Raw genomic sequence first — 24,607 nt, forward strand, 5'->3', positions numbered from 1 at the left:
CGCCCTTATCAACAGGAATTAAAATGAGCGAAAGCTTTGCGGAACTCTTTGAAGAAAGCCTAAAAACCCTGAACCTTCAGGCAGGCTCCATCATCACCGGTGTTATCGTTGATATCGATTACCAAGCTCGCTGGGTAACCGTTCACGCTGGTCTGAAGTCTGAAGCTCTGATCCCGCTGGAACAGTTCTACAACGATGCTGGCGATCTGACAATCAATGTCGGTGACGAAGTTCACGTTGCTCTGGACTCGGTTGAAGACGGTTTCGGTGAAACCAAGCTGTCCCGTGAAAAAGCCAAGCGCGCTGAATGCTGGATTGTTCTCGAAGCAGCCTTCGCAGCTGAAGAAGTGGTCAAGGGCGTTATCAACGGTAAGGTTAAAGGCGGCTTCACTGTCGACGTTAACGGCATCCGTGCGTTCCTGCCAGGTTCTTTGGTCGACGTTCGTCCTGTGCGCGACACCACGCACCTGGAAGGCAAAGAACTCGAATTCAAGGTCATCAAACTCGACCAGAAACGCAACAACGTTGTCGTTTCCCGTCGCAGCGTTCTGGAAGCAGAGAACTCCGCCGAGCGTGAAGCTCTGCTGGAATCCCTGCAGGAAGGCCAACAAGTCAAAGGTATCGTCAAAAACCTCACCGATTACGGCGCATTCGTCGATCTGGGTGGCGTCGATGGCCTGCTGCACATTACCGATATGGCTTGGAAGCGTATCAAGCATCCTTCCGAAATCGTCAACGTTGGCGACGAGATCGATGTAAAGGTTCTGAAGTACGATCGTGAGCGTAACCGCGTTTCCCTGGGCTTGAAGCAGCTGGGCGAAGATCCATGGGTTGCTATCAAAGCTCGCTACCCAGAAAGCACTCGCGTTACCGCGCGTGTTACCAACCTGACCGACTACGGCTGCTTCGCTGAGCTGGAAGAAGGCGTGGAAGGCCTGGTACACGTTTCCGAAATGGACTGGACCAACAAGAACATCCATCCTTCGAAAGTCGTACAAGTCGGCGACGAAGTGGAAGTTATGGTTCTGGACATCGACGAAGAGCGTCGTCGTATCTCCCTGGGCATCAAGCAGTGCAAATCTAACCCATGGGAAGATTTCTCTGGCCAGTTCAACAAGGGCGATAAAATCTCCGGCACCATCAAGTCGATCACCGATTTCGGTATCTTCATTGGTCTGGACGGCGGCATCGACGGCCTGGTTCACCTGTCCGACATCTCCTGGAACGAAGTTGGCGAAGAAGCTGTTCGTCGTTTCAAGAAGGGCGACGAGCTGGACACCGTTATCCTGTCGGTTGACCCAGAGCGTGAGCGTATCTCCCTGGGTATCAAGCAACTGGAAAGCGATCCGTTCTCCGAGTACGTTCAAGAGAACGACAAAGGCGCAATCGTTAAAGGCACTGTGAAAGAAGTTGACGCCAAAGGCGCCATCATCGTTCTGGCCGACGATATCGAAGCGACTCTGAAAGCCTCCGAAATCAGCCGTGACCGCGTTGAAGACGCGCGCAACGTTCTGAAAGAAGGTCAGGAAGTAGAAGCCAAGATCATCAGCGTTGATCGCAAGAGCCGCGTGATCCAACTCTCCATCAAGTCGAAAGATGAAGTTGAAGAGAAAGAAGCAATCCAGAGCCTGAAATCGGCTCCGGAAGCTGCAACCGGCGAGACCACTATGGCCTCCCTGCTGCGCGAAGCAATGGCTAAACAGAACTAAGTTCTGTAACGCTATAAAAAGGGCGACTTCGGTCGCCCTTTTTTGTGCCTGGAATTTGTTGATTTAACAAACGAGAACCAAGGCGCGCGGCTCAGTGTCAGAGTCACTATAGCCTTGAAAAAAGCTCGCCCGGAATAAGGATCTCAATGAACAAGCTTGTCGTGATGCTCGCATTGGTAATGCTTGTCGGCTGCTCTGTCACTAGCGCTAAAACTCACGCCAGGCGCGGTGTCAGCGGCATCGAGGTCGATTGCTCTGGCCTTGGTAATCATTGGGATAAGTGCGAACAGCGCGCCGCTCGCGAATGCAAGATGCAGGGCTACAAGGTCATCACCCGGTCAAGCGACGCCAAGGACGAAGAGGGCGACTATTTTTTCGGCTTGAACCCGGCTGGAGCTGTCACCCGCACGATGCTTGTGATCTGCAATTAGGCGCGTTACTTGTTCGATACTTATGTTTATTCAGCCAGGAGATAAGTTGAAACATGGGCTGTTCAAATTCATCAAGTCATGCTAAAACCTTCGAAGCGCTTTTCCTAGCTGCTTGAAAAAGAAGGGAAAAATATGACGAAGTCGGAGTTGATCGAACGAATTGTCACCCACCAAGGACTGCTCTCATCCAAAGATGTTGAGTTGGCTATCAAGACCATGCTTGAGCAAATGTCCCAGTGCCTGGCCACTGGGGATCGTATTGAGATTCGTGGGTTCGGGAGCTTTTCGCTGCACTATCGTGCGCCTCGTGTAGGTCGTAATCCAAAGACGGGCCAGTCAGTCAGCCTTGATGGGAAATTCGTGCCTCACTTCAAGCCGGGCAAGGAGTTGAGGGATAGGGTGAATGAAGACGAGGAAGACGGCGTCTGACTCGGCTATCTATTGTTATGGAGGCGAACGCTATGGCTAGAATATTACGGATTCTTTTAGGTGTGGTCTTAATGGTCATTACCTTTGCAGTCGTTGGGTTTGTTTTGGAAAATCAGCAGGCTGTTGTGCTCTCATTCTTTGGTTGGTCTACCGGTGAGGCCCCAGTAGCCGTGTTTGTTGTATTTGCGTTGATTATCGGCATGTTAATCGGTCCATTCTTAGGCCTGTTTAAGCGAAGCGCTGCGCCGCGTGACCTTGGTACGGCCAAGCGCTTATGAAGGGCGGGGGGCGGAGCATCCTTCGGGATGTGGCTGACGTCTTCGCTGATCCTGAGCTTAATCCATTGGAAATAGCTGCTTGTTAATTGGTTTGAATGGGTTCGTCATCAAGAAATTTTACGCACTCTTGCCTTTCCTTGTTCCTATTGCGTACGGTGCACTGCCGTAATTTTCGCCATAGCCGCTCAGATAATTCTTACAGTAAGTTCAGAGCTTTTACGAATGTAGTTGCTCTGTGTTGAATAAAAGGTTTTGCACTATAATAAATGGCCTTCTCAGTGATATCGGACCTGGCGCTAGTTATTTTATCTGTACAGTTCTCAATTTTATCGGGTTGGCATTTCTCAGGTAACGAACGAATCACTGCCGAGGATGTTGAAATTAAGGCCCTGCACCTTGAGGTCACTCGTGGGTGGCTGTTATGTCGCTGTTGCTTCACTGAGTAGAGTTGAGTGGCAAGGCGTAGTAATGACTAGCGCTCAACGTCGAATCTTCAAGACCCAGTGCTAAAACTTGGTGTGCTAAGTATCATGAAAAACCTATCAGAGCTAGGTAATTCAGATTTGATCAGTAGGTGGGTCAATGCTGTCTGCAAATGGATTATGAGAATAATAGCTGAATACTACACTGGGCTGCTATTGATTCATTCAATGATGTATGAAATCCATACATTTACGTACTTACCGATTCACGGCAGGCCTGTGTGAAATACCTATGTTATATGCTCGGTGTCTTAATTGTCTTCCCATTGAAGATTTTAAGCGTTGGTAGCGTGAACTATAAGTTTGATGAGATTTTGCTTGTTTTTATTTTTGTTATTTTGTTTTGTACTCGGCGTATAGCGTTTAGGCCATTGGTGTATTGTGGTTTAATATTTCTATACTTTGCATATGGAACGCTGGCTATATTGGATAGTGGTCTCGTTACTAATTATCAGGTTTACTTTCGCCTGCTTCAAATCGTGCTAATCATTGTTGTTATGTCAATTATGTCTGACGGCGAAAGGGTGAAGATGCTTAACGGTATTGCCAGTTGGGGGCCAGTCTTCGCCTTATGTATAGTCTTCTATCTCATTTTTATATCCGGCTATTCTTTTGATCTGCTGTTTGGTAATCAACAGTACTACAAAGACTTTTTTAATGGTGAAAACACATTTTTGAGTGTGCACATAAACACTGTCGGTACGATTTTGCTATTGTCGATCTATCTGAACTTGTTAAAGTTCCAGGTAACTAGAAATAAAGTATACATTTTGCTTTCTGCTATTATGCTGTTGCCTTCGATAATGCTTTTGTCCAAGGGGGACCTGCTTGCCATTTTAATAGCATCCGTCTTTCTTTGTTTTTCAAAACTAAAAATAGCGTATTTGTTTTTTGTGTGCTTGGCAGCTGGTGGTTTAATAGCGAGTTATAGTTTAAATTTTGCTGAATTTGACCCGACACGAGAAGCCCTATATAGCACTGCATTACAAGCATTTATTGATAATCCATATGGATATGGAATTGGTACAGAGCGCCAAGTGATATTCGCTTACTCCGGGATAAATTATCCAGCACATAATTTTTTACTAAGTGCTGCACTAGAGGCGGGGGTTTTAGGTGTTGTTTTTTTTCTGGCATTGATTCTCTACAGCTACCGAAGAAACAAAGACTCAGTGGCGAGGGCTTTTTTAATAGTATTTGTCGTAGTTGGCTCGTTTGGTAATGTTATGTATTTTTATAAATACCATTTTGTCTTTTTTATGATAATAACTGGTTTTTATGATCGGGTGTACTGTCAAGCTGTTGCGTTGCGAGTTAAGGCTTCCGGCGCAATCGGCACACATTAATTGGGGCGAGTAGTAATGGCTAAGGCTAAAATCGGGATTGTTATTGCTACTTATAATAGTGGGCGTACGCTGCGCGAATGTTTAGATAGCATTCAAGCGCAAGATTTTGAAGATGTAGATTTGTATGTTCAGGATGGCGGTAGCACTGACGATACGCTGGCGATTTTAAGTGAATATGACTTCGTCCGATTCTCCAGTGAAAAAGACTCTGGAGTATATAGCGCCTGGAATAAAGCATTGAAGCAGGTGAATGCTGAATGGATAGTGTTTATGGGCAGTGATGACTATTTCAGCTCTCCGTCCGCGTTATCCTCCGTGCTTGAATATCTTGACGCCGCGGATCGGCAGGGTTTGAGGTTGGTTTACGGTAGAAATATACTCGTCGATCAATCTGGCGGCTTGATTGATGAGGTTGGAGTTCCTTGGAGTGAGGCAAAAAATGATTTATCCAAGAGGATGACCATTCGTCATCCTGGTTGTTTTCATCATGTATCCTTATTTGAGAAAATCGGCGGGTTTAATGAGAGTTATAAGGTAATAGGTGACTATCATTTTATTTTACGCGCTCTCGTCGGTAGCGATGCAGGGTTCTATCCTTTCTCTATCGTGTCCCACCGAGTGGGAGGGCTCAGTAATAAGCCAAGCTTGATGATGTCGATCATTCGTGAAAATTTTAGGCTTCGAAAAGAGTTGGCATTAACTCCGTTGTATCTAGTTGACGGAATTTTCATAAAACGGTTGGTTATTTTTTTGATGAGCTGTGTTTTGGGTGATCGTGGAGTAATGAAACTGCTGTCCATTTATGGTGGGATTGTGAAGAAATGAAAATCTGCTATGTGGTTCCTGCAATCGTCAATAAGGCCCCTATTCTAGTAGCCTTGCAATTGTGCGAGCAGATGCTTCGTCGTGGGCACGATGTCACCGTTCTTTATTTTGATGAGCGTGTCGATATAGGTTTTTTGGAAGGCGTAAGATTCGAGCGAGTGAGTTTTTATAAAAAATTTGATTTTTCGGGTTATGACATAGTTCATTCCCATCTCTTGAGGGCTGATGCATTTGTATTTAAAAATAAATCATTATTTTCGAGTGTTCGCTACGTGAGTACGCTGCATAATTACGTAGAGAAGGAGCTTTATTTTCATTACAATAAATTTGTTTCCGTTGTGTTTAGTTTCGTTTGGAATGTTTGCTGGACGAGGCATGACCGCCTTGTCGTGTTAAGTGATCATTCTATGCAGTACTACTCTAGGTTTTCATATAACAAAAAACTATCTCGGGTCTACAATGGTAGAGATATCGTTGTTAATTATGAATTGATCGAAGATTGGTGTGCCGCTGAGATAAATAAGCTGAAAAACAAGGTTGATTTTTTATTAGGTACGTACTGTGTGCTCACCGCAACAAAAGGTGTCGATCAGTTAGTGAGATTGTTGGCTCTTAATACTAGGCTGGGGCTTGTGGTTATTGGTGACGGTCCAGAGAAAAATATCTTACAGGATCTTAGTGTTTCTCTAGGCGTCGATAGTCGCTGTGTTTTTATTTCATCAATCCCCTATGCACATCAGTGCAATGTTTTTTTTGATATATTTGCGATGCCTTCTCGTTCTGAAGGCTTTGGGCTTGCTCTGATTGAAGCGGCTCTCCACTCAAAGAAAATAGTGTGCTCTGATATTCCAATCTTTCGCGAGCTTTTTGATGAGGGTGCGGTTTCTTTTTTTGAACTAGACGATATTATCGGTCTTAATGCTGCGGTTGTGCAAAGTTTGGCCGAAGAGTCAAAAGGCTCGGTTGTTCTGAGTGTTGCTTGTGAAAAATATAGTTCTTTTACAATGGCATCGAACTATCTTGAAGTTTATGAGGAGCTAATGCGTGGCTAATGTCAAAGTTCTAGTTACAGGTGGGTCCGGTTTTATAGGGACTAACTTGGTGTGTCGGTTAAAGATATTAGGGTATAAGGTTATAAGTTTGGATGTGGCTCAGCCCAGAAATCTAGATAATCTTGATGTTCATCTCTGCTGCGATATTTGCGATGTGGATAGTGTCAGAGAGGCTTTTGATTCATTTAAGCCGGATTATGTCTTTCACCTCGCAGCACGTACAGATCTCCGGGGCAAAAGTTTGGACGATTATCCCGAAAACATTGTAGGTGTCGAGAACTTGTGCTCGGTACTGTCTTCGGTGGACTACGTTAAGCATGCAGTCTTCGCTTCCAGTATGTTGGTTTGTAAAGCAGGTCACATACCATCGTCAATAGAAGATGTTTCTCCAACTACAGTTTATGGGAAGAGTAAGGTCCAAGGGGAGTGCATTGTCAAGAAATGGATCGATCGCATCCCTAGATGTTCTATTGTAAGGCCTACATCTATTTGGGGGCCTTGGTTCGGAGAGCCGTACCGTAACTTCTTCGACATAGTGCTTGCTGGTCGATATATTAGAATTGGAAAAAAATCAAGTACAAAGACGTATGGGTATGTCGAGAATTGCGTAAATCAGATGATTTCAATTTCTCAGCAGCCAAATGATGCGGTCGAATATTATTACATAGGTGATGCGAAGCCTTTGAATGTAGATGAATGGAGTTTGAGTATCGCATCGCTTGCAGGCGTTAGACGTCCAGTTAAAGCACCGATGTTTTTTTTCTATTTCTTGGCGTTGATTGGTGACGTTTGCAACTCAGTAGGATTGAGATTTCCGTTTAGTAGTTTTCGTCTGAAGAATATGACAACTAATAATGTAGTGGATTGTTCTCCAGCCGAGAAGTCAAATTGTTATCCTGTTGTGGATAAGCAGGAAGGTATTAAAAAGACGCTGTCATGGCTAACGAACTCCTCGGCCAGTTAATAATTCAGCTGGCCGATGTTGCGTTGGGCTGCGCTCTAAGATTCGTATATATTTTTGGTTTTCTGGGTGTTTATAGTGTCAGTGTCCAGCGCCTGAGTATGGGCTGGTTTGATCGTCGAATAACGAAACTTTACTGTGCTTGCGCCGGAGAGCCCTTGAATTTCAAATCTGTAATTTCTCAAGACTTTTCAGTGTGTCAAGATCATGCTAAAGTTATTGGTGTTGCTGAAGATGTGTTCGTGGCGGTCTTGAATCCCGCTGTCGGACCTAGTAGCTTCTTGTAAGCGTTCATGGGTAGAGGCTTTCAGAGCCAGCGTTGACTATATACTTGTATTTCTAGAGCCATTATTTATCAGTAAATATAATCGAATGGTTTCTAGGATGAGTTTTTTTGAAGTAAGATTTATGTGTTAAAGGGTTATGCCGCATGAATAGCGTTCTTAAAAATGTAGCGGCAAATTTTTTGGGGCAGGGTTGGGCTGCTCTTATGGGTATCTGTTTCGTACCCTTGTATCTTAAGTTTATTGGTATTGAGGGTTACGGGTTAATAGGCTTTTTCGTAATTCTATCTTCTGCTATTTCGATGCTTGATGGCGGATTTGGTGCTGTGGCAACTAAAGAGGCCTCTGTTTATGAGTCGGCTTCGTCGCTGGAAAAGAAAAAAGTTATTCTATTGTTGAGAAGTGTTGAGTGGGTTTTTTGGGGTATTGCACTCACTGCTGGTGCGGTGGTGATATTGTTAGCGCCGCTGATTTCCAATTATTGGTTGGATATAAGTCCTGATAAGCTGGATTCTGTGACTCAATCGTTAAGAGTAATGGGTGGGGCGCTTGTTCTTCAGTTTCCTATAGCATTTTACTATGGTGCTCTTACAGGTCTTCAAAAGCAGGTTGAATTAAATATTGCAACTTCCATCTTTGCGACTTTCCGTTCGGGTGGAACGGTGTTGGTCTTGTGGCTGGTTTCTCCAACGGTTGAATGGTTTTTTATTTGGCAGTGCGTAATAAATCTTTTGACTGTTTTTATTTTGCGTATTCAACTCATTCGCGAGTTGGTAGGCTGGACGGATTCTATTTCTTTCTCTCTTGATACGCTTCGCCGCCTTCGAGGTTTTGCAGTGGGAGTAGGGGCGACGAATGCACTTGCGTTTCTACTTATGCAAGCGGATAAGATAGTTTTGTCAAAGACGTTGTCATTAACAGATTTTGGTTATTACATGCTCGCTTGGACGCTGGGTACGATCGCTTTCAGGCTTATATCTCCAGTTTTCAATGCTTATTACCCGAAGATAGTGGCATCTGTTGCTTCTGGTAGTGCCGTAGAGGCATTTGGCTATTATATTAGGGCGAGTCAAATACTGTCGATGTTGGTAATACCGTTTTCTGTATGGATTGCATTTTACAGTCATCAGGTGCTTTCGTTATGGACGCAGGATCAACATATCGCCGCTGCGGCGAGTGGGCCCTTGATGATACTGGTTCTCGGCACCATGATTCATTCATTCATGAATATGCCTTATGCATTGCAATTAGCTCACGGATGGACGCGTTTCAGCGTCTGGCAAAACTTTATAGCTGCCGTTCTTGTGGTTCCATTAACGTATTATTTGGCTGCCTCTTATGGCTTGGCGGGCAGTGCTTGGCCTTGGCTATTATTGAATATCGGTTTTTTTACCTTCTGTCCTCCGATTGTCTTTAAGAAGTTAAATATTAAACCTGCGAAGACCTGGTACATAGACGCCATTTTTATTCCGTTGGTTATTTCGGTTTCGCTACTCTATTTTTTTAAAAGCGTTTTTGATCTACTCGCTATCGATAATCCCGTTGTGATGTTGTTGTCGCTAGGGATAACTTATATTGCAGTGGCACTTCGTTTGTTTGTTTTTAGTCTTGATATTCGAAAGATAACTTGGCGAAATGCGGTGTGATATAGGTTTTACATAAATGATAGGCTTACTTTGATAAGTAGTCGTTCGAAATTTAATGCAATGCAAGCTCGATTTTAAACAGATTGGGCTTTGTTTTCTTTCGGGAACAGATATATGCGAGTTGCGTTCGATCACCAAATATTCTCATTGCAAAATTATGGGGGGATCTCTCGTTATTTTGCTCGTATCGCCGAGCAGATGGTTGGCGCGGGTAATGATGTGGGTATTTTCTCACCTCTTCATCGCAATGCCTATCTGAAGGAGTTACCCGAGGGAATTGTTCGTGGCCGCTGGATGGAAAAATACCCGCCTCATACGGCTCGGCTGATACTCGCTTACAACCGCCTTAAAGGGCGGTCGGAAATGAGTCGTTGGCAGCCTCAGGTAGTGCATGAGACCTATTACAGTCGCCGCCCAAGTTTTGTCTCGGAGAAGTGCCCGGTCGTACTAACGGTTTACGATATGATCCATGAATTGTATCCCGAAAGCTTTTCATCTCAAGATAAAACGACCGCGCTCAAGCAGCAGGCTGTCGAGCGTGCTGATCACGTTATTTGCATTTCGGAAAGCACACGTCAGGACCTTATGCGGTTGTTTGCAGTCCCCGAGAGTAAGTTGTCAGTCGTTCATTTAGGCTTTGAGCAATTTAAAAAAGTTTCGGATAAAAAATATTGCGATTTGCCCAGGCCCTATTTGCTGTATGTCGGCGCACGCTACGCTTACAAAAATTTCGCCGGATTGCTCCGTGCCGTAGCACGCTCCAAGCGATTAAAGTCCGATTTTGATATTGTCGCTTTTGGCGGCGGAGAGTTTTCTCAAGACGAACAGGCGTTGATGCAAAGTCTTGGTTTTAGTGCGGGTCAGGTGCGGCAGATCGGCGGTGATGATGCGTTGCTGGGGCAGCTCTATGAGGGTGCAAAGGCCTTTGTTTATCCTTCTATTTATGAGGGCTTCGGTCTTCCACCTTTAGAGGCAATGGCGCACTCTTGTCCTGTTGTCAGCAGCAGCACCAGTTCCATGCCTGAGATCATCGGCAATGCGGGGGCTTTTTTTGACCCCGGTAATGATGACGAAATGGCTGTGGCGATAGAGAGAGTGGTTTACTCTGACAGCGAAGTTGCGAGGTTGGTGGGGCTCGGTCTTGAGCGCTTAAACCATTTCTCATGGCAGCGGTGTGGCCAGGAAACACTATCGATCTATAATTCATTACAAAGGTAATACTTTGGAATACTCAGAAAAAACCGCCCTGATTTGCGGTGTGAGCGGCCAGGATGGTGCTTATCTCGCGAGGCTGTTGCTTAGCAAGGGCTATACCGTCTGGGGTACTTCTCGGGATGCGCAGGGATCTTCATTCGTCAATCTCAAGCGACTGGATATCTTTCCTCAGGTGAAACTGCTGTCGATGGTGCCTGAAGACTTTCGAAGCGTTTTCATGGCTCTCAAGCGCAGTCAGCCTGATGAAGTCTATTATCTGGCGGGGCAGTCGTCGGTTGGTTTGTCTTTTGAGCAGCCCGCCGAAACGATCCAGAGTATTACCTTGGGTACGCTCAATATGCTTGAGGCCTGCCGGATGACAGAGCGTCCGATTCGCTTTTATCAAGCAGGATCAAGTGAGTGTTTTGGGGATACCAACGGTGAGCCCGCCGCTGAGGGGATGGCGTTCCACCCTCGTAGCCCTTATGCAGTGGCTAAGTCTTCGGCGTTCTGGTTGGTCGATAACTATCGTGAAGCTTATAATCTCTTCGCCTGTACAGGGATCTTGTTTAATCACGAATCTCCATTGCGCCCCTCTAGATTTGTAACACAAAAAATTGTAACGACAGCGAAACGAATTGCTGCTGGCTCTGATGAGCGATTAACTCTTGGACGCCTGGATATCGCTCGAGATTGGGGGGCCGCCTCAGAGTATGTCGATGCGATGTGGAGGATGCTGCAGTGTGATGAGCCGAGCGATTTTGTGATAGCCACGGGTCAAACCCATACGCTTGAAACCTTTGTTGCTGAGGCGTTTACACAGTTGGGCCTCGATTGGAAGGCTTATGTCGATCAATCCACTGAATTTTTCAGGCCTACTGATCTATTGGTCAGTCGAGCTTGCCCCGCTAAGGCCGAGCAGGTCTTGGGGTGGAAAGCCCAGTCGACGATGCCTGATGTCATTACCAGCATGTTAAATGCGATTTAATAGTAAATCTAAGAATTTTAGGACGTAGATATGACCCTGAAAAAAGCGTTAATTACTGGGATCACTGGCCAAGATGGCTCGTACTTGGCTGAACTTTTGCTGGAAAAAGGCTATGAAGTTCACGGCATCAAACGACGCGCATCGTCCTTCAATACGCAGCGTGTTGATCATATCTATCAGGATCCGCATGTTGATAATCAGCGTTTTATCTTGCATTACGGGGACCTTACTGACTCGTCGAACCTGACCCGTATTATTCAGGAAGTTCAGCCCGACGAGGTTTACAATCTGGGAGCACAGTCACATGTGGCTGTGAGCTTTGAGTCGCCGGAATACACTGCTGATGTCGATGCGATGGGTACGCTGCGAATTCTTGAGGCCATTCGTTTGCTTGGGCTTGAGAAAAAAACCCGTTTCTACCAAGCCTCCACCTCTGAACTCTATGGCTTGGTACAAGAGACCCCACAAAAGGAAACCACCCCTTTTTATCCACGGTCGCCGTACGCCGTTGCCAAACTTTATGCCTACTGGATCGTGGTTAATTACCGCGAAGCCTATGGCATGCACGCATGTAACGGGATTCTTTTCAATCACGAGTCACCACGACGTGGTGAGACTTTCGTGACCCGTAAAATCACTCGTGGCTTGGCAAATATTGCTCAGGGACTTGAGCAGTGTCTCTACATGGGCAACATGGATGCGCTTCGCGATTGGGGTCACGCGAAAGACTATGTTCGTATGCAATGGATGATGCTGCAACAAGATGTTCCCGAAGATTTTGTTATCGCAACCGGCGTTCAGTACTCGGTGCGTGAGTTCATTCGCTGGTCTGCCGCTGAACTGGGACTGACCTTGCGTTTTGAGGGCACTGGCGTAGATGAGCGTGGCATCGTGGAATCTATTGTTGGCGACAAGGCACCTGCGCTGAAAGTCGGAGATGTACTGGTTAGTGTCGACCCGCGCTATTTCCGCCCTGCTGAAGTTGAAACGCTGCTTGGCGACCCTACCAAAGCGAAAACAAAGCTGGGTTGGGTGCCAGAAATTACCGCCCAGGAGATGTGTGCTGAAATGGTTCGCGAAGACTTGAAAGTCGCCCAGCGTCACGCGCTGCTGAAGAATCATGGTTACGATTTGCCGGTGTCGTTGGAGAATTAATATGTCACGTCAATTGAGCGAATGTGTTTTTGTTGCTGGCCACAAAGGGATGGTCGGTTCGGCCATTGTTCGACGCCTGCGAGCGTTGGGTTACACCAATATTGTGACCCGCGACAGGGCTCAATTGAATCTGTTGGACCAGCTTGCGGTAATGAATTTTTTTGCTGAGACCAAGATAGAGCAAGTCTATATGGCCGCAGCCAAGGTGGGTGGCATTCATGCGAACAACACCTACCCGGCTGAGTTTATCTACGAAAACCTTATGATGCAGGCAAACGTCATCCATGCTGCGCATCAGCACGACGTGCAAAAAATGCTATTCCTCGGTTCGTCGTGTATTTATCCCATTAACGTCAAGCAACCGATGCCTGAAGAGGCGCTCTTGACGGGAACGCTTGAGCCTACCAATGAGCCTTATGCCATTGCGAAGATTGCCGGGATCAAACTATGTGAGAGTTATAATCGCCAATATGGACGCGATTATCGCAGTGCTATGCCTACTAACTTGTACGGTCCTAATGACAACTTTCACCCGCAGAACTCCCATGTAATACCCGCACTCTTGCGTCGCTTTCACGATGCCGTCGAAGAAGGCGTTGAAGAGGTTGTTATATGGGGTAGTGGTTCGCCGATGCGTGAATTCCTGCATGTGGATGATATGGCCAGTGCGTCGGTCCACGTCATGGAGTTGGATCAGAACCAGTATGGCGCCTATACCCAACCGATGCTTTCTCATATCAACGTAGGTACGGGCGAAGACTGCACCATTCGCGAACTGGCTCAAACCATCGCGAAGGTTACCGGGTTCAAGGGGCGCCTAAGCTTTGACAGCACAAAGCCAGACGGGCCGCCAAGGAAGCTGATGGATGTTTCGCGTCTTGAGCGATTGGGGTGGCGTGCGAGCATCAGCCTCGAAGAGGGGCTTCGCGACGCATACGCCTGGTTCTCCGAGAACGCCTTGCACGCTCGCTCGCGCTAGCCTTTGTTGCTTGGGGGGGCTCGTCGGCTTGCGCATTGTTTTCAAATGGCGCCGGCACCGTAAAGTTCAGGTTTCAGGCGTTGACCTGGTCCACTTTTAGTGGCTATTAGTGAGCGCGCTTATGTTGCGGCGTCGATCTCGGCCTTAAGGATGTTTGAATGTTTCTTCCAGTAATCATGGCGGGTGGCTCAGGTACCCGGCTATGGCCACTCTCCCGTCAATTGAACCCCAAGCAGTTTCTCCCCTTGGTGGATGCCGATATGACGATGCTCCAGGCCACTATCAAGCGCCTTGATGGGCTTGAGCATGGGGCGCCGCGATTGATTTGCAACGAACATCATCGCTTTCTGGCTGCCGAACAACTTCGGCAGTTGGGTCTGGACGACGCGAATATCATCCTTGAACCGGTAGGCCGCAACACTGCCCCAGCTATTACACTGGCAGCCCTGCAGGCACTCGCTGAGCAGGATGATCCAATCATGCTCGTCTTGGCGGCTGATCACTTGATTCAAGATGTCGAGGCGTTCCAGAGCAGCATCGCTACGGCGCTTGCGCTGGCGGAGTCTGGCAAGTTGGTCACCTTCGCCATTACGCCTACGTCCCCTGAGACGGGGTATGGCTATCTTCAACTGGGTGCGCCTGTTGGATCGGGAGGGTTCAAGGTCAGTCGTTTCGTTGAAAAACCTGACTTGGTTACAGCTCAGTCCTACCTCGCTCAGGGCGATTACTTCTGGAATAGCGGCATGTTCATGTTTAGAGCCAGTCGCTATATTCAGGAGTTGGAAAAATTTCAACCGGAAATTGTGTCGGTATGTCGGGAAGCCTTGGCGGGTGGGCAACAAGATATGCATTTTACTCGGGTCGACAGTGCCATTTTCGCGACCAGCCCTGATGTCTCCATTGACTACGCAGTGATGGAGAAGACTTCAGACGCCGTCATGGTTCCTTTAGATGCCGGCTGGAGTGATATCGGGTCCTGGTCTGCTCTTTGGGAGGCAGGCGAGAAAAATGCAGACGGTAATCTGTTCAAAGGTGACGTGTTGTCTGAGAAAACCTCCGGCAGCTATGTTCATGCCACACATCGTTTGGTCACCACTGTTGGTGTAAACGACCTGATTATCGTGGAGACCAAGGACGCAGTCCTCGTTGCACACAAAGATCAAGTTCAGGAAGTTAAGAAGATCGTTGATCAACTCAAGGCGGGCAAACGCCACGAGCATACCGACCATCGCGAGGTCTATCGCCCTTGGGGTTTTTACGACTCTATTGATAGTGGCGAGCGCTATCAGGTTAAAAGAATTACCGTAAAACCAGGCGAGAAGCTCTCAGTGCAGATGCACCATCACCGCGCGGAGCACTGGGTGGTTGTCAGCGGTACTGCTCGCGTGACTAATGGTGATAAGACGTATTTGGTTACCGAGAACCAATCTACATTTATCCCTATTGGACAGATTCATGCACTGGAGAACCCTGGAATCATTCCGCTAGAACTGATTGAGGTTCAGTCGGGATCTTACTTGGGAGAGGATGATATTGTCCGGTTTGAAGATGTTTACGGCCGTGTAAAGGGTTGATGTGTTGAAAATTTCGATTATCACGGTCTCCTACAACAGCGAAAAAACGATCAGGGATACTATTGAGTCCGTATTGGCTCAGACGTATTTGAATGTCGAATATATAGTTATAGATGGTGGTTCAAAGGACAATACGATGGGTATTGTTGGTGAATATGCTGCGTCTATCGCAACCATCGTGAGTGAGCCGGATCGCGGCATATACGACGCTATGAACAAAGGTATCGCGTTGGCCACGGGTGATGTTATCGGCATTCTCAACTCCGACGATTTCTATGAAAGTCCTACATCGTTAGAGAGCGTTGCAGCCGCGTTTCGTCTGAATCCAGAAAGTGCGCTCGTCTTTGGTGATGTTGTTTTTGTAAATCCTGAGGACTTGCAGCGGGTTACGCGTGTCTATAGCGCTTCACATTTTCGTTCGTGGAAGCTGCGGTTTGGGTGGATGCCTCCCCATCCAGGTACATTTGTACGCAAAGAGGCTTACGCCGACGTTGGCGCTTATTCCATGTTGTACGCCATCTCCGCAGATTACGAGATGTTTGTTCGCCTGCTCCTGATTAAAAAACTCAGATTTTCGCATATTGATAAGGTCCTGGTTCGCATGCGCTCGGGCGGCGTCAGTACCTCCGGTATAAAAAGTAGTCTGAAACTAAATCGGGAAATTGTTCTGGCGTGCAAGCGTAATGGGATATACACCAACTTGCTTATGGTGCTGAGTAAAATTCCATTCAAATTGCTGGAATACCTAAAGCGCTCGGGGACAAAGAACTGATGGACCATATCTTTATTACCGGAGCTACCGGTTTTTTGGGTAAAGATCTGATCCGCCGTTTGCAATCAGATAAGAAGTATCGCCTGTCTGCCTCCGTGCGTACCGCCGCGACAAGGTTAGATAGCGACGTTTCGGCCCATGTCATGGGCGATATTGATTCGACGACCGCGTGGGGGCAGGCATTGGCGGGTGTGGATGTTGTTGTCCACTGCGCTGCTCGTGTGCACATAACGACCGACGATTCTGCTGATCCGCTACAAGCTTTTCGTGACATCAATGTTAAAGCTACCTTGCACCTGGCAAGGGAGGCCGCCGCCGCCGGCGTTCGCCGTTTTGTCTTTATCAGTTCGATCAAGGTCAACGGTGAAGTGTCGCCGGCTGGCACACCGTTCTGCGCCGATGATGAGCCGAACCCGGCTGACGCGTATGGCCTGTCTAAATGGGAAGCCGAAAAGGGGCTTCTACAACTCGCTGAGGCCGTCGAGATGGATATCGTCATCATCCGGCCAGTGCTTATCTATGGCCCCGGAGTAAAAGCAAACTTTTTGAACATGATGCGTTTTCTGTCCAAGGGAATCCCGTTGCCTTTGGGCGCCATACATAACAAACGCAGCCTTGTCGCGCTTGAAAACGTATCGGATCTGATTGTTACTTGCCTGGATCACCCTGCTGCCAGCAATCAAGTCTTTCTCGTCAGTGACGGTGAAGACCTTTCTACGACTGAACTATTGCGCAGGTTGGCACATGCATTACACGCACCCGCCCGCTTGATTCCCATTCCTTCGCGCTTTTTGACGTTCGTCGCTAAGCTATTCCGCATGTCGGGGTTCTCTCAGCGCCTGTGCGGAACGCTGCAGGTCGATATTCGCAAGACCCGCTCGCTGTTGGGGTGGGCACCTCGTGTCGGCGTTGATCAAGCTCTGAATGGTGCAGCTCGACATTATCTGGATTCGAATAAACGATGAATTTTCTCTGGTTGCTCCCTGTCCTGGCGGGCATTTCCCTTCTGTTGACGTGGCAGCTGCGCCGTTATGCATTGTCAGCAAGCTTGATCGATACTCCGAACGCCCGTAGCTCACATTCAGTACCCACGCCCAGAGGCGGTGGCGTCGCGATTGTGATCAGCTTTCTCGCTGCTGTGCCTGTGCTCGCTTTTGCGGACCTTATTCCCTGGTCATGGGCGTGGGGCATGTTGGGGGCTGGCCTGGGCGTTGCCGTTCTGGGGTTCATGGATGACCACGGGCATATCGCAGCGCGCTGGCGATTGCTTGGCCATTTCCTTGCAGCGGTATGGGTATTGTTTTTCCTTCAAGGCCTGGCGCCGCTAAAGATCTTCGGGCATTTGATTGACCTGGGTTGGCTAGGCAACTTCCTGGCTGTGCTTTATTTGGTGTGGTTACTAAATCTCTACAACTTCATGGACGGTATCGATGGTATTGCAAGCATCGAGGCGTTGTGTGCTTGCCTGGGAATGTGTGTCGTTTATGGCGTGGCGGGGCATGCACAACTGGTCTGGACGCCGCTGGTGTTCAGCATGGCGGTAGTAGGTTTTTTGTATTGGAACTTCCCTCCTGCGCGAATCTTCATGGGGGATGCAGGGAGTGGTTTTATCGGCATCATACTGGGGGCGTTTTCTTTACAGGCGTGTCTTATATCGCCTCAGTTGTTCTGGGCATGGCTGATAATGCTGGGTGTGTTTATTGTCGATGCTACCTTTACGTTGATACGTCGGCTGTTGCGTGGGGACAAGGTTTACGAAGCGCATCGCAGTCACGCCTATCAGTTTGCTTCCCGGCAGATCGGCAGGCACCGGCCGGTCACGCTGGCTGTTGCGTGTATTAATATTTTCTGGCTCCTTCCGGTGGCCCTGGCTGTAGTGTTGCTTGATTTAGATGGGGTTCTAGGCTTGGTTGTTGGTTATGTACCGTTGGTCTGGTTGGCAATAAAGTTTAATGCGGGTTCTTTAGAGCCAGCCAATACGCCCTGATTGTCATTAAGGCGCAGATGCGAATTAAGGTAGTCTGATAGTGAGGCCACCCCTGCCTTTTTTTCAGGCAGATGTAACTTTGGAGAGTAAGGATGGATCGGCTGCGCACGCTGCTACTTGGCCTACCAAGGCGTTATAAGCGCGTTCTACAGGTGCTGACTGACATCGTGGTGGTGTGGGCCGCGTTGTGGATGGCTTTTGTCGTGCGCCTGGGCATCGACGAGATGATCAACCCGGTCAGACAGCATTTATGGCTGTTCATTGCTGCACCTATCGTTGCCATTCCCTTGTTTGTGCGATTCGGTATGTACCGGGCGGTTATGCGTTATTTCGGTAATGATGCGCTGATCGCGATCATCAAAGCAGTCAGCCTGTCATCGTTGATCTTGGCGCTGGTGGTTTACTGGTATAGCAACCATCAGAACGTCGTCCCGCGTTCGATTGTTTTCAATTATTGGTGGCTAAGCCTGATCATGATTGGCGGCCTGCGCCTGGGGATGCGTCAATATTTCCTTGGGGATTGGTTCACCGCCACCCAGCATGTGCCGTTTACAAATCGTGATGACGGCTTGATCAAAGTCGCTATCTACGGTGCTGGGTCTGCCGGTAACCAATTGGTCGCCGCATTGCGCATGGGGCGTGTTATGCGTCCTGTGGCGTTTATCGACGACGATCCCGGGATTTCTGATCGTGTTATCTCGGGTTTGCATGTTTATAAACCCCGGCATATTCAACAAATGATCGACGCGACAGGTGTTCAGGAAATTCTCTTGGCCATCCCCTCGTCCAATCGTGGTCGGCGGCGTGAAATCCTGTCCTTTCTTGAAGGTTTCCCTCTGCACGTTCGCAGTGTTCCCGGCTTCATGGATCTGGCCAGCGGACGCGTCAAGGTCGACGATATCCAGGAGGTCGATATTGCAGACTTGCTAGGACGTGATGCAATCCCAGCCCAAGGCGAACTGCTTGAACACTGTATTAAAAGTCAGGTTGTACTGGTTACGGGGGCAGGTGGGTCAATTGGTTCAGAACTCTGCCGGCAGATTATATCCCTCAAACCTACGACGTTATTATTGTTCGACCATAGCGAATTTAACCTGTACACCATTTTGTCTGAGTTGGAACAACGTATTACTCGCGAATCTTTGCCGGTAAAACTTTTGCCGATACTCGGTTCAGTACGTAACCAAGGCAAGTTGCTCGATGTTATGAAAACCTGGCATGTAGACACTGTCTATCATGCAGCTGCTTACAAGCATGTGCCGATGGTAGAGCACAATATCGCTGAAGGTGTGTTGAACAATGTCATCGGCACGCTCAATACGGCGCAAGCTGCACTTCAGTCTGGCGTGGCCAACTTTGTATTGATTTCGACTGACAAGGCCGTACGTCCAACTAACATCATGGGGAGCACCAAACGGCTGGCGGAATTGACGCTGCAAGCCCTGAGTCGAGAACTCGCCCCGGTATTGTTCGGCGATAAGGCGAATATCTCCCGCGTCAACAAAACCCGCTTCACTATGGTTCGCTTCGGCAACGTGCTGGGCTCCTCGGGCTCAGTCATTCCGTTGTTTCACAAACAGATCAAATCCGGTGGTCCCCTGACGGTTACCCATCCGAAAATCACGCGGTATTTCATGACGATCCCGGAGGCGGCCCAACTGGTCATTCAAGCTGGGTCCATGGGGCAGGGTGGGGATGTATTCGTGTTGGACATGGGCGAGCCGGTGAAAATTGTCGAGCTCGCAAAAAAGATGGTGCATCTATCCGGGCTCAGCGTGCGTTCTGACGAGAACCCTCAAGGTGACATCTCGATCGAGTTCACCGGCCTGCGCCCCGGCGAAAAGCTTTACGAAGAGTTACTCATCGGCGACAACGTGGTCGCCACTCAACACCCCATGATCATGAGCGCCAACGAAGATCATCTGTCTTGGGAAGTGCTTAAAGGCAAGCTCTCGGACTTATTGGCTGCCGTGGATCAAGACGACTACGCCCGCGTCCGTCAACTCCTGCGCGACACGGTCAGCGGCTACTCCCCAGATGGAGAGATCGTCGATTGGATTTACCAGCAACGCCGTCTGGAGCCTTGATTTAATACTCTGTTACTCAACCGTTTTTGACGAATTTCCAACATCACCTACGTTTGAAAAGCAGCTTCGGAAAAGCTGCTTTTCTCTCAACGATGTCATGGAGCGTCACCAATGCAGAACACCTACATCTCTTCGCTGATTTTCGCCGTTCTTACAACCCTCTCCGTCGCCAGCACCGCAGCCCCTTCCATCAAGCCTGAAGCCCCAACCCCTATCAGCGCGCAGATGGCCAAGGCCGAGCAATCCGCCAAGGTCAACCTTAACGCCGCAGACGCCGAGACCCTGCGTCGGGATCTGTTCGGTATTGGCGCTGCCAAAGCCAAGGCAATCATCGCCTACCGCGAAAGCAATGGCCCATTCACGGCGGTGGATGAGTTGCTGGAAGTGAAGGGTATCGGCAAGGCGCTGTTGGAGAAGAACCGCGACAGGCTGGTGATCAACTAAGCTCCAAGGGGCCGGTCATTGATCGGCCTCTTTCTTCTGTGAGTTCCGCGCTTCACGTTCCCCCGCACCACGTCTATGTTCCACCTCACCAATTGTGGGTCTTAGACTCTCCTGGCAAGGACTTATGCGCCTACCAGTGTCGACATCCTCCCCAGCCCCTCTGCGCCGCAACGCCCATCTCCCAGCGCCGTTTCAATTTGCTCAAGTCTTACGTCGAGAGGGTTCGGTATCGCACTGGGCTGGTCGCTCAGATCTATCTCGGAAAACATTGTTGGCAGCGGGAAGCCGTGGTCCGGGGGAGGACATGTGCCGTTCCGACAGATAGTTGTCGACAAATGCATCCAGCGGTCTTTGCTGACTGAACAGGTTGTCGCGATGGGCGTTCAGGTCCGCAGCTGATCTGTGAAGGCCGGGCGCTTCCTTGATGATGCATGGGTGAGTTTGGGTTTTGTGGTGTTGTAAATAACGTATAAGGCGGCCCCAGCCACAGGCTGGCATTTTAACCAACCTTAACTTTTTACACCCAGATCGCCCGTTCTGGAGGTTGGCATGAAACGTGATTACCTCCAGACAGAAGATTGTTCAACAATCATGAGGCGATGATGACACCCAATATGTCTTTAGCAGACCAGATTGCTTTGGAGCTGCGTGCCGACATCATCAGCGGACGGTTATTGCCGGGTATGGCCCTGGTCGAGGCGGATTTGGTCATTGCCTACAGTGCGTCGCGCAATACGATTCGCGAAGCCCTCCACCGTTTGGGGCAGGAGGGCTTGACCCGTTATGTGCGCAACAAGGGTGTGATGGTCCGGCGATTGGAGCGGGAGGAAGTTCGTGATCTGTTTGTTGTCCGCCGCACACTGGAATTGCAGGCCATCGCACAAAGCAAAGCGTTGACGGACGATCAATCTGAACGCATGCAAAACGCCATCGACGCCACCACCCTGGCCCGGGAGCGCGAAGATTGGCGTGCCGTGGCCACCCACAGTTTGTTGTTCCATCAGCACATCGTCGGGTTGATGCGCAGCCCCTTGTTCGATGAGTTTTTCGCCCGGGTCATCGCCCAGCTACGCCTCGTGTTTTGTGCGGCGCCCGATGAGCAGCGTTTTCAGTCACCTTGGCTTGAGCGTGACCGCGAGATTTACGCGTTATTGGTCCAGGCGAATAAACACGCGGCAGGGGAGGCGATGAGCCTGTACCTGGAAGATTCCGAACGCCTGTCGTTGGCGTTGTTTACCCACCCCTGATCGAGGATGTGCACTATGTACAAAGATTATCCGGCCGCTTATCAGGTCAGCAAAGGCTCGGCGCTGCAAGTCGACACGGCGTTTTACGAGCGCATTCGTGACCGGGCGGATCAACGCATCTTGATCGAACAGTTTGAGGTGCCTATTCGAACAGGCAGGGCCTGGAAGGTGCCGGCGGGGCATGTGTTTCGTGTTACTACGCCAGTGGGCCCGCAGGTGGGTGACTTTAATGTCTGGAACGCCCACGACCCGCGGGAACGTCTTTGGGCGGCGCGCACCCGCCAATTGCAGGGCGCCCATGTCAGCACCCATGACCGATTGTGGTCGAACCTGCCGTTTCTGCGACCGTTGGTGACCATCACCGATGACAGCCTGGCCAGTTATGGTATCGACGAGCACGGCGGGCGCCTCCACGACTTACTCGGCACGCGCTGCGATCCCTACGTGAACCGGATGCTGACCGGTGAGGATTTCCATCACCACTGCCATTCGAACCTCACTCGCGCGGTGCTGCCCCACGGTCTTACGGAATTCGACGTGCATGACGTGTTGAATATTTTCCAGTGCACCGGCCTGAATCACGACGACATGTACTTCATGAAGGCGTGTCCGGCGCAGAAGGGTGATTACCTGGAGTTCTTTGCCGAGATTGATTTGCTGTGTGCACTGTCGACCTGCCCGGGTGGAGATCTGTCGCTGCCGATGTGGGGGCCGGACGCACAGGATCCGCTGACGGTATGTCGCCCGCTGGGCGTCGAGATCTACAAGTTGGAGGATCAATTGCTGAGCGGCTGGAGCCAGCCGGAGCGTGCTGCCTACAAGGGGCAGCACGGGTTGCATATTGCCAAGGCGGATTGGGAGTAAGCCTAACTAGCGATCCTGCGAATCCTTGGCGTCCGCCTGGGCGTTGCGTTCGGCCACGCGTTTGCGTTGCTCGTCGGTGAGTTCCACCTTGTTGGCGCTGTCTCGCAGCATCATCAGCCCACCGACGATCGACCCAATCGCGACCACCATAATCAACCACGCATACCACGGCATAAGGCTCTCCTTGAGGCAGATTGCTGTGGGAGAATTTTCCCACGGTAATAACTGCTTTGAGTTACGGGCTTTCTGAGTAGTTCAGTGTAAGCCCGTTCTGCCTCGTAAACCTTAGAGCCCAGTCAACATTGCGTCCGCTGGCGCATCGGCACGGTCTTGTGCGGTCAGTTGGAAGTAGATGAAACCTACCGCCATAAAGCCCAGGAAGATCAAGCCGATGAGTGTGTTGAACCACGCCATGGCCACCAGGCACACCACCGCCAGCACCAACGCAATGCCTGGCACGATCGGGTAACCCGGCGCGCGGAAGGTGCGTTCCAACAGCGGTTCGGTTTTACGCAGTTTGAACAGGCTGAGCATGCTCATGATGTACATGACGATGGCGCCGAAAACCGCCATGGTGATCATCGCTGCAGTCAGAGTCATGCCGCCCAGGTTGATCAGACCGTCGCTGTAGATGGCGGCGATGCCGACCACACCGCCGGCGATGATGGCCCGGTGCGGTGTCTGAAAACGCGACAGTTTGGCGAGGAAAGACGGTAAGTACCCGGCGCGGGCCAGGGCGAAGAACTGGCGCGAGTAGCCCAGGATAATGCCGTGGAAGCTCGCTACCAGGCCAAACAGGCCGATCCACACCAGCATGTGCAACCAGCCGGAGCTTTCGCCCACCACGGTTTTCATGGCCTGCGGCAGCGGGTCGTTGATGTTCGACAGGGGGCGCCAGTCACCCACTCCGCCGGCAAAGAACATCACGCCCATGGCCAGGATCACCAAGGTCAGGATGCCGCTGATGTAGGCCTTCGGAATGGTGCGCTTCGGATCCTTCGCTTCTTCAGCCGCCATGGCTGCGCCTTCGATGGCAAGGAAGAACCAGATCGCAAACGGAATTGCGGCAAACATCCCGGCAATCGCCGGGGCGCCAAAGGTATCGGAACCGGCCCAGCCATTCAGGGCGAAGTTACTGAAGCTGAATGCCGGGGCGACCACGCCCATAAACACCAGCAGCTCTGCGACGGCGAGCACGCACACCACCAGTTCAAAGGTCGCGGCGAGTTTCACGCCAAGGATGTTCAGGCCCATGAACACGATATAGGCACCGACGGCAGCGTGCTTCGGGTCCAGCGCAGGGAACTGCACATTCAGATAAGCGCCGATGGCCAAGGCAATGGCAGGCGGCGCGAAGACAAATTCGATCAGTGTGGCAAGACCGGCGATTAAACCGCCTTTCTCCCCAAATGCACGACGGCTGTAGGCAAACGGTCCGCCAGCATGGGGAATCGCGGTGGTCAGCTCGGTGAAACTGAAGATAAAGCAGGTGTACATTGCGGCGACCATCAACGAGGTCACCAGGAAGCCCAAGGTTCCGGCCACGCCCCAGCCATAGCTCCAGCCGAAGTATTCACCGGAGATCACCAGCCCGACGGCAATGCCCCATAAATGCAGGGTGCCTAGGGTGGGTTTGAGTTGTGTGTTCATGTGCTGCTCCCTGAACGGTTTGGAATGATTCAAGGTGTTGCAGCGGCCATGCCAGCTTGAGAATCATTGTCGTAAAGGCGTGCAACTGTCGTCTGGGGGATGGTTTGGCGTTTGAAATTTGCCGGTGTCGCACCAGATAGGTGCGGCGGTGACGGTGCCGACGCTATCGGGAGCAAGCCCCTCCCACAGGTTGACTGGCGCTCGGCATGACAACTCGGTCAAG

Annotated in this window: 24 protein-coding genes; 22 read left to right on the top strand and 2 right to left on the bottom strand. The window is 49.9% G+C overall.

What is annotated here, in order from left to right; translation table 11 throughout:
- The first annotated feature begins 23 nt into the window (after positions 1-23).
- The 22 genes from rpsA (at position 24) to BW43_RS08600 (ending at position 22,734) form a co-directional block, all read left to right on the top strand.
- The gene (gene rpsA, locus BW43_RS08685; protein ID WP_027604177.1) at positions 24-1,709 is read left to right on the top strand and encodes a 30S ribosomal protein S1; all 1,686 of its coding nucleotides are present in this window, start codon (positions 24-26) and stop codon (positions 1,707-1,709) included.
- 146 nt (positions 1,710-1,855) lie between these two features.
- Positions 1,856-2,140 carry a hypothetical protein gene (locus tag BW43_RS08680; protein WP_032888916.1) on the top strand — a complete coding sequence of 95 codons (285 nt, stop codon included), beginning with the start codon at positions 1,856-1,858 and terminating at the stop codon, positions 2,138-2,140.
- A 132-nt stretch (positions 2,141-2,272) separates the two neighbouring features.
- Entirely contained in the window at positions 2,273-2,569 is a 297-nt protein-coding gene (gene ihfB / locus BW43_RS08675) for an integration host factor subunit beta (protein WP_032888918.1), read from the top strand.
- Positions 2,570-2,601: 32 nt separating this feature from the next.
- Positions 2,602-2,847 carry a lipopolysaccharide assembly protein LapA domain-containing protein gene (locus tag BW43_RS08670; protein WP_032888920.1) on the top strand — a complete coding sequence of 82 codons (246 nt, stop codon included), beginning with the start codon at positions 2,602-2,604 and terminating at the stop codon, positions 2,845-2,847.
- 772 nt (positions 2,848-3,619) lie between these two features.
- On the top strand, positions 3,620-4,675 hold the full coding sequence (locus BW43_RS08665; RefSeq protein ID WP_155989978.1) for a hypothetical protein: 1,056 nt from the start codon (positions 3,620-3,622) through the stop codon (positions 4,673-4,675).
- A gap of 15 nt (positions 4,676-4,690) precedes the next feature.
- Positions 4,691-5,500, top strand: a complete 810-nt coding sequence (locus BW43_RS0127640) for a glycosyltransferase family 2 protein (RefSeq protein WP_050442853.1) — start codon at positions 4,691-4,693, stop codon at positions 5,498-5,500.
- Positions 5,497-6,552 carry a glycosyltransferase family 4 protein gene (locus BW43_RS28460; RefSeq protein ID WP_081797762.1) on the top strand — a complete coding sequence of 352 codons (1,056 nt, stop codon included), beginning with the start codon at positions 5,497-5,499 and terminating at the stop codon, positions 6,550-6,552. The genes BW43_RS0127640 and BW43_RS28460 overlap by 4 nt, the downstream gene beginning before the upstream one ends.
- Positions 6,545-7,516 carry an NAD(P)-dependent oxidoreductase gene (locus BW43_RS28465; RefSeq protein WP_081797764.1) on the top strand — a complete coding sequence of 324 codons (972 nt, stop codon included), beginning with the start codon at positions 6,545-6,547 and terminating at the stop codon, positions 7,514-7,516. The genes BW43_RS28460 and BW43_RS28465 overlap by 8 nt, the downstream gene beginning before the upstream one ends.
- Positions 7,489-7,800, top strand: coding sequence for a hypothetical protein (locus BW43_RS28840; protein ID WP_032888926.1), 312 nt, complete (start codon positions 7,489-7,491; stop codon positions 7,798-7,800). Before BW43_RS28465 ends, BW43_RS28840 begins: the two co-directional genes overlap by 28 nt.
- Before the next feature lie 143 nt (positions 7,801-7,943).
- Positions 7,944-9,443 (top strand): oligosaccharide flippase family protein, encoded by a 1,500-nt coding sequence (locus BW43_RS08660; protein ID WP_032888928.1) that lies wholly within the window; start codon positions 7,944-7,946, stop codon positions 9,441-9,443.
- 114 nt (positions 9,444-9,557) lie between these two features.
- On the top strand, positions 9,558-10,661 hold the full coding sequence (locus BW43_RS08655; protein ID WP_032888930.1) for a glycosyltransferase family 1 protein: 1,104 nt from the start codon (positions 9,558-9,560) through the stop codon (positions 10,659-10,661).
- Positions 10,662-10,665: 4 nt separating this feature from the next.
- Positions 10,666-11,625 (top strand): GDP-mannose 4,6-dehydratase, encoded by a 960-nt coding sequence (locus BW43_RS08650; RefSeq protein ID WP_032888932.1) that lies wholly within the window; start codon positions 10,666-10,668, stop codon positions 11,623-11,625.
- 30 nt (positions 11,626-11,655) lie between these two features.
- Positions 11,656-12,780, top strand: a complete 1,125-nt coding sequence (gmd, locus tag BW43_RS08645) for a GDP-mannose 4,6-dehydratase (RefSeq protein WP_032888934.1) — start codon at positions 11,656-11,658, stop codon at positions 12,778-12,780.
- A 1-nt stretch (position 12,781) separates the two neighbouring features.
- Entirely contained in the window at positions 12,782-13,759 is a 978-nt protein-coding gene (locus BW43_RS08640; protein WP_032888936.1) for a GDP-L-fucose synthase, read from the top strand.
- Between the two features lie 158 nt (positions 13,760-13,917).
- Positions 13,918-15,333, top strand: coding sequence for a mannose-1-phosphate guanylyltransferase/mannose-6-phosphate isomerase (locus BW43_RS08635; protein ID WP_032888937.1), 1,416 nt, complete (start codon positions 13,918-13,920; stop codon positions 15,331-15,333).
- Positions 15,334-15,337: 4 nt separating this feature from the next.
- Complete coding sequence (locus tag BW43_RS08630; RefSeq protein WP_032889292.1) at positions 15,338-16,105, top strand: glycosyltransferase family 2 protein; 768 nt, start codon at positions 15,338-15,340, stop codon at positions 16,103-16,105.
- Positions 16,105-17,070, top strand: a complete 966-nt coding sequence (locus BW43_RS08625; RefSeq protein ID WP_032888939.1) for an SDR family oxidoreductase — start codon at positions 16,105-16,107, stop codon at positions 17,068-17,070. Before BW43_RS08630 ends, BW43_RS08625 begins: the two co-directional genes overlap by 1 nt.
- A complete protein-coding gene (locus BW43_RS08620; protein ID WP_032888941.1) occupies positions 17,067-18,092 on the top strand; it encodes a glycosyltransferase family 4 protein in 1,026 nt (341 codons plus the stop codon). The genes BW43_RS08625 and BW43_RS08620 overlap by 4 nt, the downstream gene beginning before the upstream one ends.
- A 92-nt stretch (positions 18,093-18,184) precedes the next feature.
- A complete protein-coding gene (locus BW43_RS08615) occupies positions 18,185-20,179 on the top strand; it encodes a nucleoside-diphosphate sugar epimerase/dehydratase (protein ID WP_032888943.1) in 1,995 nt (664 codons plus the stop codon).
- Positions 20,180-20,290: 111 nt separating this feature from the next.
- Entirely contained in the window at positions 20,291-20,623 is a 333-nt protein-coding gene (locus tag BW43_RS08610) for a helix-hairpin-helix domain-containing protein (RefSeq protein ID WP_032888945.1), read from the top strand.
- 602 nt (positions 20,624-21,225) lie between these two features.
- A complete protein-coding gene (locus tag BW43_RS08605) occupies positions 21,226-21,870 on the top strand; it encodes a GntR family transcriptional regulator (RefSeq protein WP_032888947.1) in 645 nt (214 codons plus the stop codon).
- A gap of 15 nt (positions 21,871-21,885) precedes the next feature.
- Positions 21,886-22,734 (top strand): DUF1989 domain-containing protein, encoded by an 849-nt coding sequence (locus BW43_RS08600; protein WP_032888949.1) that lies wholly within the window; start codon positions 21,886-21,888, stop codon positions 22,732-22,734.
- Between the two features lie 6 nt (positions 22,735-22,740).
- On the opposite strand, the gene BW43_RS28470 is transcribed toward BW43_RS08600, so the two are convergent.
- Positions 22,741-22,908, bottom strand: coding sequence for a DUF2897 family protein (locus BW43_RS28470; protein ID WP_081797766.1), 168 nt, complete (start codon positions 22,906-22,908; stop codon positions 22,741-22,743).
- Positions 22,909-23,019: 111 nt separating this feature from the next.
- Entirely contained in the window at positions 23,020-24,384 is a 1,365-nt protein-coding gene (gene eat, locus BW43_RS08595) for an ethanolamine permease (RefSeq protein WP_032888951.1), read from the bottom strand.
- Positions 24,385-24,607 lie beyond the last annotated feature (223 nt).

The sequence above is a fragment of the Pseudomonas sp. RIT357 genome, from assembly GCF_000632245.1.
Classification (GTDB): domain Bacteria; phylum Pseudomonadota; class Gammaproteobacteria; order Pseudomonadales; family Pseudomonadaceae; genus Aquipseudomonas; species Aquipseudomonas sivasensis.